A 12,891-nucleotide genomic window follows, 5' to 3' on the forward strand; every position below is an offset into this window, starting at 1 on the left:
AGGGATCGCAAGCCATGAACCTTATGGAAAAGAACGCGAAATTCGATCGGACCGATGGCGAGGGCTCGGTTCAGGTCCGGCTCGATCCGCGCGATCAGATCAAGGGTGCGAAAGTCTTTGCAGTCTATGGCAAAGGCGGAATCGGCAAATCGACGACCTCCTCGAACCTCTCGGCGGCGTTCTCGAAACTTGGCCACCGCGTCCTTCAGATCGGCTGCGACCCCAAGCATGACAGCACCTTCACGCTGACCAAGAAGCTGATGCCGACCGTCATTGATGTCCTGGAGACAGTGGAGTTCCACTCCGAAGAGCTGCGCCCGGACGACTACATGTTCGAAGGATACAACGGAGTGATGTGCGTGGAGGCGGGCGGCCCGCCTGCGGGCACTGGCTGCGGTGGTTACGTCGTGGGGCAGACGGTCAAACTGCTCAAGCAGCACCACTTGCTCGAGGACACCGACGTCGTGATCTTCGATGTGCTGGGCGACGTGGTGTGCGGCGGTTTCGCCGCCCCTCTTCAACACGCCGAGCGCGCGCTGGTGGTTGCCGCGAACGATTTCGACAGCATTTTCGCGATGAACCGCATCGTCGCCGCTATCGGTGCAAAATCGAAGAATTACGATGTGCGGCTGGCTGGCGTCGTCGCCAATCGCAGCCGCGAGACCGACGAGATCGATCGCTTCTGCGACAAGATCGGCATGCAGCGCCTCGCACACTTCCGCGATGTCGACGAGATCCGCCGGTCGCGCCTCAAGAAGTGCACCCTGTTCGAAATGCCCGACAGCCCCGAAGTCCAGCAAGCGCAGGATGAATATCTGCGCCTCGCAGCCATGCTGTGGGCCGGGGTTGAGCCGACAAGCGCGGCTCCGATGAAGGACCGGGATATCTTTGATTTTCTGGGTTTCGAGTGATGGCGACGCGCTCTCCCGAAGCCCTTGAGGCCGGCTTCCTCGCCCGTGAAGACGACCGGGCGCGCGTGTCTGTGACCCGTGGGTACGAGGACCGGCGCGAAGCGCTTGCGACCTATTTCGACAGCACCGCGCGACAAGCCTGGATCGACCTGACCTCCGATGTGAAGGTCAGCGGCATTCGGGCCACGGTGCGCGCGGGTCGCGACGAAATGCGCGGCGTTCTGCTCGATTGGCTACCCGCCGATTTGCGCCGCACGCGCGTGCTGGACGCGGGCTGCGGAACCGGAGCGCTGACCATTGCCGCGGCGTGTCGCGGGGCGGAGATCACCGGCATCGACGTCGCCGGTGGCCTGGTGGACGTGGCTCGCGAGAGAGCGCCCTCGTTCACGGGACACGGGCGCATATGGTGGAAGTCGGGCGATATGCTCGATCCCTCGCTCGGCGATTTCGCGCATGTCGTCGCGATGGATTCCCTCATCCACTACGAGATCGAGGATCTGGTGGACGCCCTTGCCAAGCTGACAGAGCGCACCAAGGTCTCGATCGTCTTCACGTTCGCGCCTTTCACTCGGATGCTGGGCGCGATGCACAAGTTCGGGAAGGTCTTTCCGAAGAGCGACCGCTCACCGGCCATTGTCCCGATCGCGGAAAGCGACCTGCGTATGCACCTTTCTGAGCGCATACCCAGTTGGGAGGTCAAGCGCACGCGTCGCGTCGCGAGCGGGTTCTACACCAGTCAGGCCATGGAGATCGTGAAGCGCGGATGAGTTCGCAGCCCCACCCTCCCCCAGGCCCGGACGCCCCCACCTTCGCGCAGTTGATCGCGAACTGGCTGCCCTTCGCGGATGCGGCCAGCACCGATCTGCCGCTCGGGCGTCTATTGCGACTGTCGATGTTCCAGGTGAGCGTGGGCATGGCAATGGTGCTGCTCAACGGTACGCTCAACCGGGTTATGATCGTTGAATTGGGCGTTCCCACTTTCCTGGTCGCGCTCTTGATCGCCATCCCGCTGGTCGCAGCGCCCTTTCGCGCGCTGATCGGCCACAAGTCCGACACGCATCGCTCTGTTCTTGGTTGGCGACGCGTCCCTTACATCTGGTTTGGCACGCTGATGCAGTTTGCCGGCCTTGCGATCATGCCCTTCGCGCTGATCCTGTTCGAGAACGAGGCCACTTTTGCGCTCGCGACGACCGCTGCGGCGGGCAGCTTCCTGCTGACCGGGATCGGCATTCATGTGACGCAAACCGCCGGGCTTGCGCTGGCCACCGATCTTGCGCCCGAAGAAAAGCGCCCGCGTGCGGTTGCGCTGCTCTATGTGATGCTGCTTGTCGGCATGATGTTCGCCGCGTTCGTGATGGGCGGGCTCCTGATCGATTTCTCGAACACAAGGCTGATCCAGGTCATCCAGAGCGCCGCCTGCATCACGGTGGCGCTGAACCTTGTGGCGCTTTGGAAGCAGGAAGCGCGCAACAAGGACCTCACCACGCGCGAGGACACGGGCCCGACCTTTGGGCAATTGTGGCGCGCGCTTGTCAGCGATGGCTACAACGCACGGCTTTTGATCGGCATCGGCATCGGCTCGGCCGGCTTCGCGATGCAAGACGCGCTCCTTGAGCCCTATGGCGGCGAAGTGCTCGGTATGAGCGTTGGCGCTACGACGGGATTGACCGGCGCCTGGGCTTTCGGCGCGCTGGTCGGGTTCATGCTTTCGGCGCGCTCGCTGGGGCGCGGAAACGAAGCGCTGCGCGTTGCGGGCGCGGGGCTCGTGACCGGGCTTACCGCATTCCTGATGGTGATCTTTGCCGCCCCCTTTGCAGCGCCCGCGCTGCTGTTTCTCGGGGCCTTCGCGATTGGGCTCGGGCTCGGGCTCTTCTCCGTTGGCACGCTGATCGAGGCCATGAACCTTGCGCGCCAATCGACCACGGGTCTGGCTCTTGGCGCCTGGGGCGCGGTCCAGGCGACGTGTGCGGGCGCGGGTATTGCGCTGGGCGGCGCGATCCGCGACGGCGCCGCCGCCATCGCGATCGGCGGCGCTGGCGCGGCCAATCCCCTGATCCAGGATGCAACCCGCGCAAGCGGATACACCACCGTCTACATCATCGAAATCCTGCTGCTTCTGGCAGGCCTCGCCGCGATCGGACCGCTTGTCGGTCGTCTTCGCAGAACCACCACCGCTTCGAGGGAAGGCGCAGACGCATCGTTCGGTCTGCGTGAGTTCCCGACATGACCGCGACCGCCCCACGCCACGGGATAAGCCGAAGGACAGCCGCACAGATCCACCGGAGGACCTTGAAATGACACTTCCAGACACTTTCGGCATTCTGGCGATGAATGCCACCTACATCACCGGCAGTTTCGATGTCGCTGAGTTGACCTTCTTCCTGTTCTTTTTCTTCTTCATCGGGCTGGTCCTCTACCTCAACCGCGAGAGCCGCCGCGAAGGCTATCCGCTTGAGGATGAATACACCGGCAAGGTCGAGAGCATGCCGCTGATGTCGGCGGAAAAGAAGGTGTTCAAGCTGCCGCACGGTCGCGGGACTTACGTGCCCGAAGATATGCCGCGCGAGCCGGTCGATGTACCAGCTCAGCGGGCGTTCCATGGCGGCGGCGCGCCCTATGTCCCCACCGGAAATCCGATGAAGGACGGCCTTGGACCGGCCGCCTGGGCCAATCGCAAAGATTATCCCGACCTTACCTTTGACGGGCGCCCGCGCATCGTCCCGATCGGCGATGCGCACGAAATCGAAATCGCGCCGAACGATCCCGACATCATCGGCTGGCCGGTCTATGACTGCAACGTCGAACTGGCGGGCAAGGTGAGCGACATCTGGGTCGATCAGTCCGAGCACATCATCCGGTATCTCGAGATCGAGACCAACGCAGGCGAGAAGGTGCTGGCGCCGATATTCGTCGCGGTTGTCCAGTCCAAGGGCCTGCTCGCGGGTCTCCTGCCTCCCAAGCCCCAACTGGTGCAGATCGACGCGATCACCAAGGATCAATTCGCCGATGTGCCGCGCCTGGCGACGGCTGGTCAGATCACCCGTCTCGAGGAGGATAAGATCATGGCCTACTATGGCGGCGGCTACATGTACGCAACGCCGGAACGCTCGGAGCCCGTCATATGATCGAAAATCGGGATCATCCTTCGATCAGCGAGGCGGACGGGCCCAGCGCTCATGGCGACCCCATGGGCACCCCGGCCTTGGACGAACGCGTTCTGTGGAAGGGCCGGCCAAGCGTGCCGGTCCTGACACGAACCGCGTTCCACCTTGCAAGCTTTGCGCTTTACATGGCCGCGATGGTCTTGCTGGCGCTGTTCTTCGGAAACACGGACAGCGCGGTGTTTCTGGCGGGCATGGGACTGTTCGGCGGTCTGGTGATCCAGTTGATGGCGTGGCGCAGCGCGCGCAGCACGCTCTACATTCTCACCGACGCGCGCCTTATCCTGCGTATCGGCATGGCGGTGGAGACACGGATCAACATCCCGCTCAAACATATCGAAGCGGCGCATCTCAACATGCGGGGCCGCGAGCACGGCGACATCGCGGTCGAACTCGGCGGCGAGCGCTTGCTCGGCTACTTCCTGATGTGGCCGCATGTGCGCCCGTGGCGCTTTGCCCGGCCTCAGCCCATGCTGCGAGCCGTGCCCGATGCGCAGAGCGTGGCGCAGATCCTCGCCGAGGCTTGCGGCCAGCACACGGCGATCGCGCGAAATTTGACCGACGTCAAAGAAGCGGGCGGCGGCGTCGATAAACCGGGGCTCACGGGAGTGACGGCATGACTATTGTGCGCACCTATGACGATGACGACTTTCGCGTTCACACGCTGCCTTTGATTGCCATGGGCACCGTGATCGCGATCACGCTGGCGCTGGCCATCTCGACGAGTTTGGGCTTCTTCGAGCGCCAAGCCGTGCCTGAAAGCATCCGCGCCGAACGCGGCGTCCTGTCGGTCGACACCCGCAGCATCACTTTCAACGACGCAGCCGACGGCAGTGTATGGGTCGCCGATGCGGAGACCGGTCTGGAACTCGGTCGCTTCCCGCAAGGCGAAGGCGGCTTCGTTCGCGCCACCGCGCGGGCCATGGTTCACAACCGGATTCAGCACGGGATCGGCCCCGCCGTGCCATTCGAACTGATCGCCTGGGACACCGGAGCCATGACCCTGCGCGACACGCAGACAGGCCGGGCGGTCGAACTTTCCGCCTTCGGCAGCAAGACGCATGAGATCTACCGCGACATGATGGCAAAGGGACGCGAATAATGGACACAACGATAGCAGCGGGATCGGCTATCCAGACGCCGTCGAACCTTCGGGAGCGCGTCTTTGACGTCGTGTGCACCATCACCGTCGAACAAAGCCCCGAGCATTTCCATGCGCATGTCGATTTGCCCGCTGACGTTGTCATGGAGCCGGGCGACAAGGTCCGCATCCACGGCGATCCGATCGCCATCCCGTTCGGCAGCCGAGAAGTGTTCGAGCGCACCGCCACGGTGACCCGCGCAGGACCGATCAAGCGTCTCGCCGTCAAGGCCGCGGCCTATTTCGATCTGGCTGAGCTCTACGAAGTCAGCTTCAACGCCGGGAGGATCAGATGAACGCCTACAAGCCCATGACCAGCGAAGAGGCGATGGAACTCGCCACGCAGGACACCATGCTGACCCCGCGTTTTTACACGACCGACTTCGACGCGCTCGACGCGATCGACGTAACCCCGGTGCGCGAGGAATGGGACGCTCTGATCGATGAGATGATCGGCGATCCCAACAAGAAGCATTTCAAGAAGGACGAACGCTTCGAAGGCGTGATCGAAAAGCTTGAACCCGCCCTTCGCAAGGAGTTCACGGACTTCCTCGTCAGTTCGATGACATCGGAGTTTTCGGGCTGCGTGCTCTACGCGGAAATCGCCAAGCGCACGAAGAACCCGGACGTGAAACAGCTGTTCAAGCTGCTGGCGCGCGATGAGAGCCGGCACGCCGGTTTCATCAACGAAAGTCTCAAGGACGCCGGTATCGGCGTGGATCTCGGCTATCTGACGCGCACCAAGAAATACACCTACTTCAAGCCGAAGTTCATCTTCTACGCTGTCTATCTGTCGGAGAAGATCGGCTACGCGCGCTACATCACGATCTTCCGCCACCTGGCGCGCAATCCAGAGCATCGTTTCCACCCCATCTTCGAATGGTTCGAGGAATGGTGCAACGACGAATTCCGCCACGGTGAAGCGTTCGCGATGCTGCTGCGTTCCGATCCCAAGCTGCTGCAAGGCGCGAACAAGCTCTGGGTGCGCTTCTTCCTGCTGTCGGTCTACGCCACGATGTATGTCCGCGACCATAACCGCCCGGTCTTTCACAAGGCGCTGGGCGTCGATCCGACCGAATACGATTACGAGGTGTTCTCGGTCTGCAACCAGATCAGCCGCCAGGTTTTCCCGGTCGAACTCGACATCGATGATCCGGCGTTCCGGCACCAGATGGAGAAACTGCGGATCGCGGCCGACAGGATTGAAGATGGCAAGACGCAAGGCGGCCTGGGCGGCTTTGTAAAACGCGCGAGCGGCATGGCGGGCGCAGGCTGGGCCTTTGCCCGGATGTACTTCCACCGCACCAAGGCTAACACCCTTCCGGCCACCATCAGGCTTCAGCCTACATGGTGAGTTGGGATGGCCATATTGTGCCGTTCATCGTGACGGTGCTGATCTGGTTCGTGGCGACCGGGCTTGTGGCCTGGGCGGACAATCGCGACGCCAAAACCTTCCCCAAGAGCTTGATGATCAGCGGCATCGGGGGGATTCTTGGGCTGCTCGTCATTCTGGCCGCATCCCAAAGCGTTTCGGTGCTCGCCGTTTACGCCGCCTTCATAGGCGCGCTGATGGTATGGGGCTGGCACGAAGTCGGCTTCCTGACCGGCGCGGCGGCTGGCCCGCGGCGCGAGCCCGCCTCCCCCGGTCTTCGCGGAGCGCAACGGTTTCGCGAAGCAAGCGCGACTGTAATCCATCACGAGGTGGTTCTGGCGCTGACCGCCCTTCTCCTGATCTCGCTCTCCTGGAACCTGCCCAATCAGATCGGCGCGACCGTGTTTGTGCTGCTGTTTGGTCTGCGGCTTTCCGCCAAGATCAACATGTTTGTAGGCGTACCCAATTCCAGCGCCGAGATGCTGCCGCCACACCTGGATTACCTGAAGACCTATTTTGGCCGGAACCGGATGACTGCGCTGTTGGCCGTCTCGATCGTGGCGATCGTCCTGATTGCGCTTTGGTTCGGATCGTTGGCGCTCTCGGCTTCGCTGGGCAGCGCGGAAATGGTCGGGGCAAGCCTTTTGACGACCCTGTGTCTGCTGGGCGCGCTCGAACACCTCTTTCTCGCCTTGCCGTTTCGCGATGGGATGCTGTGGGGATGGGCGTTTCGCCGTCCTGCAAGGACACCGGCCTCTCAAGCGAATGTGATTGACACGAATGAGTAAAGTAAAGAGCAGACACCCTGGAGGGGGAAGCACGATGGATTATGAAGGTTTCTTTGAAAACGAGCTGGAAACGGTTCGCGACGAAGGCCGGTACCGCGTTTTCACGGATATCAAGCGCCACCGCGGACGCTTCCCTCACGCTACCCGGTTTCTTGAAGGCTCCGAGACGCAGGCCGTCACCGTTTGGTGTTCCAACGATTATCTGGGCATGGGCCAGCATCCCGCCGTGCTCGAAGCGATGCACTCAACCCTCGATGAATGCGGCGCGGGAGCGGGCGGCACGCGCAACATCTCCGGCACCAATCATTACCATGTCGAGCTCGAAGCCGAACTCGCCGATCTGCATGGCAAACAGAGCGCGCTGCTCTTCACGAGCGGCTATGTCTCGAACTGGGCTGGCATCGGCACACTGGCCGCGCGCATTCCGAATTGCGCCGTGTTCTCCGACGAGCTCAACCACGCTTCGATGATCGAAGGCATCCGCTACTCGAAAGCCGAGCGCCGTATCTGGAAGCACAACGATCCCGAGGACCTCGATCGGCATCTTGCCGAGTTCGACGCGGATCGGCCCAAGCTGGTGGCGTTTGAGAGCGTCTATTCGATGGATGGCGACATCGCGCCGATCGCTGAAATCCTCGATGTGTGCGAAAAGCACGGCGCGCTCAGCTATATCGACGAAGTGCATGCGGTCGGACTGTACGGTCCGCGCGGCGGCGGGATCGCCGAGCGCGAGGGTCTTATGGACCGGATCGATGTGATCGAAGGCACTTTGGGCAAGGCTTTCGGGGTAATGGGCGGATACATCGCGGCTTCGCGCAATCTGGTCGATTTCGTGCGCTCGTTTGCCAGCGGTTTCATCTTTTCGACCGCGTTGCCTCCGGCGGTAGCGGCCGGCGCAGCGGCCAGCATCCGCCACCTGAAGACAAGCGATCGTGAGCGTGAGTTGCAGAAGGAACGGGTTGAGACCGTCCGTCGCAAGCTCGACATGATGGGCATCCCGCATCTGGCCAATCCCAGCCACATTATTCCTGTGATGGTGGGCGATGCGCACAAGTGCAAACGGATCAGCGACTGGCTGATGGACAATCACGGCATCTATGTTCAGCCGATCAATTACCCAACCGTGCCGGTGGGTACGGAACGTCTGCGCCTGACACCCTCACCAGTGCATACCGATGGCGATATCGACCGCCTGATCAACGCGCTGAGCGAAATCTGGTCACAGTGCGAGCTGGCAAGGATGGCGACGGCGGCCTGAGACCTGGAGCTTTGCGCAGGAGAGGTTTGTCCTCAGTAGACTGGCTATTCGCGGGGCAGGCTCCTTTGAGGGTCGTATCGGATTTGGGCTTGGACGCTCAGTGGGTCTGAGCCGGTTTGGCAGGCTGGCTCCTTGAGCAAGGAGCCTTGGACAAGAGGAGAGGCCCTATGCGACAGATAGGTTTGATGTCGGTTGCGATCACCAGTGCGATCGCGCTGACCGGTTGCGGGGGGCGGCGCAAGCGAAGCACCAGCTGAGGAAGCCACAACTCAGGCCGCTGAGACCGCGACCGCGCCCGAAGAGGCAACCGAGGCGGCACCCGAAGCGGAGATGACGGAAGTTGCTTACGCCGATCTGACGGGAGACGCTGCGGCGGGCAAGACGGCTTTCGCCAAGTGCATGGCGTGCCACGTTCAGGAAGAGCGCGTAAACCGCGTGGGCCCGCACCTTTACGGAGTGGTCGGACGAGTGGCTGGATCTGTCGAGGGGTTCAACTTTACCCCGGCCAACTCGGGCAGCGGCAATACCTGGACGAAGGACGTGCTGTTTGAGTATCTAGAGGCGCCGCAGGAATACCTGAAAGGCACCCGAATGGCCTTCCCGGGGATCAAGGATCCGCAAGAGCGGGCGGATCTGATCGAGTACCTGGAAGTGAACGGCGAGATTTAGGACATCTGTTGAGTGAAAAAAAGGGGCAGCCTGGTAAGCCACGCTGCCCCTTTTTTGTTTATGAGCCCTGCCTTTAGAGCCCAGCTTCTTCGAAGATTTCGCCGAATTCACGCCCGGCAAGTCCCGGATGGCTTACAGCCTTGGCCGCGTCAACGTTGTCGCCGCCGCCGTCAACGACGATCAGGCCCACCATGCCAGCGGCGTAGTGCGGAACGCACTTGTAACCGTACACGCCCGCCGTCGGGATCACGTAGCTGACTTCTTCGTTGATCTTGCCTTCCCAACCTTCGACGCCATCGGGGATCATGCCGTCGATCGACGAGGACTGGTGCGTCGGGTTGGCCGCGACGAACTTGATCGTGTCGCCCACCGTTGCTTCAACCAGGCGCGGCTTGAAGACCTGAAGCGCGCTCGAGTCATCGGGATCCTTGGTGTACATCGCGATCTCGATCACGTTGCCATTGGCTTCAGCCGCCGGAACCGCTTCAACAACCTCTTCAGCTGGCGCTTCTTCAGCCGCAGCCTCTTCAGCCGGAGCCGCCGCTTCTTCAGCGGGCGCTTCTTCGGCCGGAGCCGAACCGCCGCCGCAAGCTGTCAGAGTGGCAAGGCTGGCAAACGCCACTGCGCCCATAAGAACATTACGCTTCATATCTGTCTTCCCTTTGAAAACCTTACATCCACCCGCGACGCGCGGGGCATAGACCAGATTGGCGGACATGAAAAGAACCCTTTGGGACGATCCACCCCGCACCAAGCCCGATGCGATGGTCGCATAACGCCCAGCGCCGATAGGGTTTCCCGAAGCTGACGATAATTGATCATGGCTCAGGGATGGCGCTGCCAGGAGTTGCGATCCCGAGGCGGGGCGCTAAAACCCCGGTCTATGAAGAAGAAAGCTCCTTGGCACGCTGGACTGGCGCGCTCTCTGGCCATCATATTGCCGGTTTTTCTCGCTGTCTGCGCGCTTGGCACGAAGTTCGGGCTATGGGACTGGCAATTGGGCCTGAGCGCGTTCGGACTGGGTGGACTGATCCTGATCGCACTGACGGCGCTGATAGCGACAGTTTCGATCGTTCTGATTGTACGCCGCGACCAGAAGTCCGGCCTTGGTCCCGCGATCTTCGGTCTGGTCGTGTCGCTCGGCTTTGCCGCCTTGTTTGCGCCCGTGATCATGGGGGCCGGCGACCACCCCATTCACGATATGGCGACCGACACCAGCGATCCACCGTCCTTCTCGGCCCGCGTCCTCGCCGCGCGAAAGGCTTCCGGTGCCAACCCGCTCAACGCCTATGACGTGCCCATGAGTGAAACCGAGCAATTCGGCGAGACCAAGCCGCCGCATTCGCAGCTCACATACGCCGATATCATCGCGCAGAATTATCCCGAGCTAGAGCCGCTTGCGATCGGAGACACCCAAACCGGCAACGCGATGGCCGCGCTGGAGGGCGCCATGAAGGGCATGGGCTTTACCAACATCATTGCGGATCCAGAGACCGGCACGGTCGAGGGGTTGGCGGAGACCTTCTGGTTCGGCTTCAAGGACGACGTGGTTGCGCGCGTGGCGGATGGCGAGATTGATTTTCGCTCGGTCAGCCGCGTCGGCCAAAGCGATTTGGGCGCTAACGCCAAGCGGATAATGGAGCTGCGTCAACGCACCGCGCAGAAGCTGGGCCGTTAATCGCGGAACAAGATTACGGCGAGCGCGCTGCGCTGAAACACGGTCAAAACGCACAGCGCGGCATAGCCATAGGCCATTTCCTCGAAATAGGTGGGCCAAACGCACATTGCGACAAAGACGGCGATCGTTTCGGCTCCTTCGGCAAGACCGGTCGAATAGTAAAAGCTCTTGGTTCCGTGCGCCTTGGTGTCCAATCCACGCTCAGCGCAAATGACCGCAAAGGCCAGGAAACTCACCCCTGTCAGAACAAAGCTTGCCACCAGCGCCAGAGCGGGAAGAGTGTAGCGCTCGTCCATCACGCCAAAGGCAAGCGGGATGGATACATAGAAGGCGAAGTCGGCGACGATGTCGAAAAAGCCTCCCAGCGGCGTCGGTCCGCGTACCCTCGCCACCGCGCCATCGAGCCCGTCACAAACACGGTTTGCCAGAATAAGAACAAGACCGAGCGCAAGATTCTCCAGCGCAATCGCCGCAGCGGCGCCCAGCCCCAAAGCCAAGCCCGCGAATGTGAGCGCATTGGCCGTGACGCCGGTGTTGGCGAGAACCCGGCCGACAGCGTTCAAGGGCGGGTCGATCAAAGGGCGCAGTCTGGAATCGAGCACGCCGTCCCCCCTCAACCCGCGCCGGCCAAGGTCAGCAGCCCGATCCACGCCCCGGTCATAGCGGTGGCAAGGTTTCCGGCTATCCAGCTTTTGATGCCCAACCCGGCGGCTTCCGCGCGGCGGTCGGGGCACAGCGTTCCGATGGTGGACACCAACAAGCCGACACTCGCGAGATTGGCGACGCCGCACAGCGAATAGGTAACGATCAGGCGGCTTCGCTCACCAAGCGCGCCCTCAGCCAGGGCGGCAAGTTCAAGATAGGCCACGTATTCGTTGAGAACCGCCTTGGTGCCCATCAGCCCCCCCGCCGTGATGGCTTCGGCTGCCGGGACACCGATAAGCCACATGAGCGGCGCAAACAGCCAGCCGAACACGCGCTTGAGCGTCAGAGGCTCCTCCCCCACCAGCGGCAGCAGACTGAGCGCTTCGTCTGCGAGAGCAACAAAAGCGAACACCACGATTATGATCGCGACCACGGCCAGAAAGAGCTGCATCCCATCCATCGTTCCCTTGACGATCGCGTCCACGCTGGATTCGTAGGAAAGGCCAAGCTCGCTCTTTTCGGCCTCGGTCGCGGTATCCTGCGACGCAGCGGGGACCATGAGCCGTGCGAACAAGAGCGCGGCGGGAAGCGAAATCAACGAGGCGGCAATCATGTGCCCCACCGCGTTCTCGACGCTCTCGCGCAGGGTTGTGGCGTACAGGATCAGGATCGCGCCCGATATCGTCGCCATGGCGAGCACCATGATCTGGAACAGCTCCGCGCGGCTCACACGCGCAAAGTAGGCGCGCACAACCAGCGGGCTCTCAACCACACCGAGGAACAGGTTCGCGCCGCCAGCAAGGCCCACGACCCCGCTGACACCGAGGGTGCGGCGAAGCAGATACGACAGGCCGTTCACCAGTGCGCGCAGCACGCCCCAATGCCAAAGCAGCGCGGCGAGCGCGGAAAACACAATGACGAGCGGCAGGATCTGGAACGCGATAATGAGCGGCGTATCGACACCTTGTTTGAGTTCAAACGGCAGCGGCGCTCCGCTCAGATAACCGAACATGTAGGACGAGCCCTTGAGGGTCGCGCGTTCGATCGCGGCAACGCCTCGATTGAGGTAGTCCATCGCCGCCCAGACAAGCGGAACCCGGATAATCAGCAACGCAAGCCCGGCCTGAAGAGCCAAAGCGCCCGCGATCCAGGAAAGGTTTGGGCGCGCGCTTCGGTCCTCGCTCAACGCCCAAGCCAGCGCGACCAGTACAACGATCCCCGCGAGCGGGCGCAGCTGATCAAACCACTCCACGCAAACGCCTTAACCG

The 12,891-nt window shown here is 62.0% G+C and carries 15 protein-coding genes; 12 read left to right on the forward strand and 3 right to left on the reverse strand.

Going from position 1 to position 12,891, the window contains the following annotated elements; translation table 11 throughout:
• Nucleotides 1-14: 14 nt before the first annotated feature.
• The 11 genes from bchL (at nt 15) to QNI87_RS13960 (ending at nt 9,300) form a co-directional block, all read left to right on the forward strand.
• Complete coding sequence (gene bchL / locus QNI87_RS13910) at nt 15-911, forward strand: ferredoxin:protochlorophyllide reductase (ATP-dependent) iron-sulfur ATP-binding protein (RefSeq protein WP_300597580.1); 897 nt, start codon at nt 15-17, stop codon at nt 909-911.
• Complete coding sequence (gene bchM, locus QNI87_RS13915) at nt 911-1,678, forward strand: magnesium protoporphyrin IX methyltransferase (RefSeq protein WP_300597583.1); 768 nt, start codon at nt 911-913, stop codon at nt 1,676-1,678. The genes bchL and bchM overlap by 1 nt, the downstream gene beginning before the upstream one ends.
• On the forward strand, nt 1,675-3,138 hold the full coding sequence (locus tag QNI87_RS13920; protein ID WP_300597585.1) for a BCD family MFS transporter: 1,464 nt from the start codon (nt 1,675-1,677) through the stop codon (nt 3,136-3,138). Before bchM ends, QNI87_RS13920 begins: the two co-directional genes overlap by 4 nt.
• Nucleotides 3,139-3,205: 67 nt before the next feature.
• Complete coding sequence (gene puhA / locus QNI87_RS13925; RefSeq protein WP_300597587.1) at nt 3,206-4,036, forward strand: photosynthetic reaction center subunit H; 831 nt, start codon at nt 3,206-3,208, stop codon at nt 4,034-4,036.
• Entirely contained in the window at nt 4,033-4,692 is a 660-nt protein-coding gene (puhB, locus tag QNI87_RS13930) for a photosynthetic complex putative assembly protein PuhB (protein WP_300597589.1), read from the forward strand. The genes puhA and puhB overlap by 4 nt, the downstream gene beginning before the upstream one ends.
• Nucleotides 4,689-5,174, forward strand: coding sequence for a photosynthetic complex assembly protein PuhC (gene puhC, locus QNI87_RS13935; protein WP_300597591.1), 486 nt, complete (start codon nt 4,689-4,691; stop codon nt 5,172-5,174). The genes puhB and puhC overlap by 4 nt, the downstream gene beginning before the upstream one ends.
• Nucleotides 5,174-5,509 carry a hypothetical protein gene (locus QNI87_RS13940; protein WP_300597594.1) on the forward strand — a complete coding sequence of 112 codons (336 nt, stop codon included), beginning with the start codon at nt 5,174-5,176 and terminating at the stop codon, nt 5,507-5,509. Before puhC ends, QNI87_RS13940 begins: the two co-directional genes overlap by 1 nt.
• Nucleotides 5,506-6,567: a magnesium-protoporphyrin IX monomethyl ester (oxidative) cyclase gene (gene acsF / locus QNI87_RS13945; protein ID WP_300597597.1), complete on the forward strand. Its 1,062-nt coding sequence runs from the start codon at nt 5,506-5,508 to the stop codon at nt 6,565-6,567. Before QNI87_RS13940 ends, acsF begins: the two co-directional genes overlap by 4 nt.
• Nucleotides 6,561-7,373 (forward strand): putative photosynthetic complex assembly protein PuhE, encoded by an 813-nt coding sequence (gene puhE, locus QNI87_RS13950; RefSeq protein WP_300597599.1) that lies wholly within the window; start codon nt 6,561-6,563, stop codon nt 7,371-7,373. Before acsF ends, puhE begins: the two co-directional genes overlap by 7 nt.
• 34 nt (nt 7,374-7,407) lie before the next feature.
• The gene (hemA, locus tag QNI87_RS13955) at nt 7,408-8,631 is read left to right on the forward strand and encodes a 5-aminolevulinate synthase (protein WP_300597601.1); all 1,224 of its coding nucleotides are present in this window, start codon (nt 7,408-7,410) and stop codon (nt 8,629-8,631) included.
• Between the two features lie 330 nt (nt 8,632-8,961).
• On the forward strand, nt 8,962-9,300 hold the full coding sequence (locus QNI87_RS13960; protein WP_300597603.1) for a cytochrome c family protein: 339 nt from the start codon (nt 8,962-8,964) through the stop codon (nt 9,298-9,300).
• Nucleotides 9,301-9,373: 73 nt separating this feature from the next.
• On the opposite strand, the gene QNI87_RS13965 is transcribed toward QNI87_RS13960, so the two are convergent.
• The gene (locus tag QNI87_RS13965) at nt 9,374-9,949 is read right to left on the reverse strand and encodes a plastocyanin/azurin family copper-binding protein (protein WP_300597605.1); all 576 of its coding nucleotides are present in this window, start codon (nt 9,947-9,949) and stop codon (nt 9,374-9,376) included.
• Between the two features lie 234 nt (nt 9,950-10,183).
• Between QNI87_RS13965 and QNI87_RS13970 the strand changes: the two genes are divergently transcribed.
• Nucleotides 10,184-10,978: a DUF1499 domain-containing protein gene (locus QNI87_RS13970; protein ID WP_300597607.1), complete on the forward strand. Its 795-nt coding sequence runs from the start codon at nt 10,184-10,186 to the stop codon at nt 10,976-10,978.
• On the opposite strand, the gene QNI87_RS13975 is transcribed toward QNI87_RS13970, so the two are convergent.
• On the reverse strand, nt 10,975-11,580 hold the full coding sequence (locus tag QNI87_RS13975; RefSeq protein ID WP_300597609.1) for a CDP-alcohol phosphatidyltransferase family protein: 606 nt from the start codon (nt 11,578-11,580) through the stop codon (nt 10,975-10,977). The two genes, QNI87_RS13970 and QNI87_RS13975, sit on opposite strands and share 4 nt — an antisense overlap.
• Nucleotides 11,581-11,591: 11 nt before the next feature.
• Nucleotides 11,592-12,875, reverse strand: a complete 1,284-nt coding sequence (locus QNI87_RS13980; RefSeq protein WP_300597611.1) for a nucleoside transporter C-terminal domain-containing protein — start codon at nt 12,873-12,875, stop codon at nt 11,592-11,594.
• Between the last annotated feature and the right edge of the window lie 16 nt (nt 12,876-12,891).

Source organism: Erythrobacter sp., from assembly GCF_030066995.1.
Taxonomy (GTDB): Bacteria; Pseudomonadota; Alphaproteobacteria; order Sphingomonadales; family Sphingomonadaceae; genus Erythrobacter.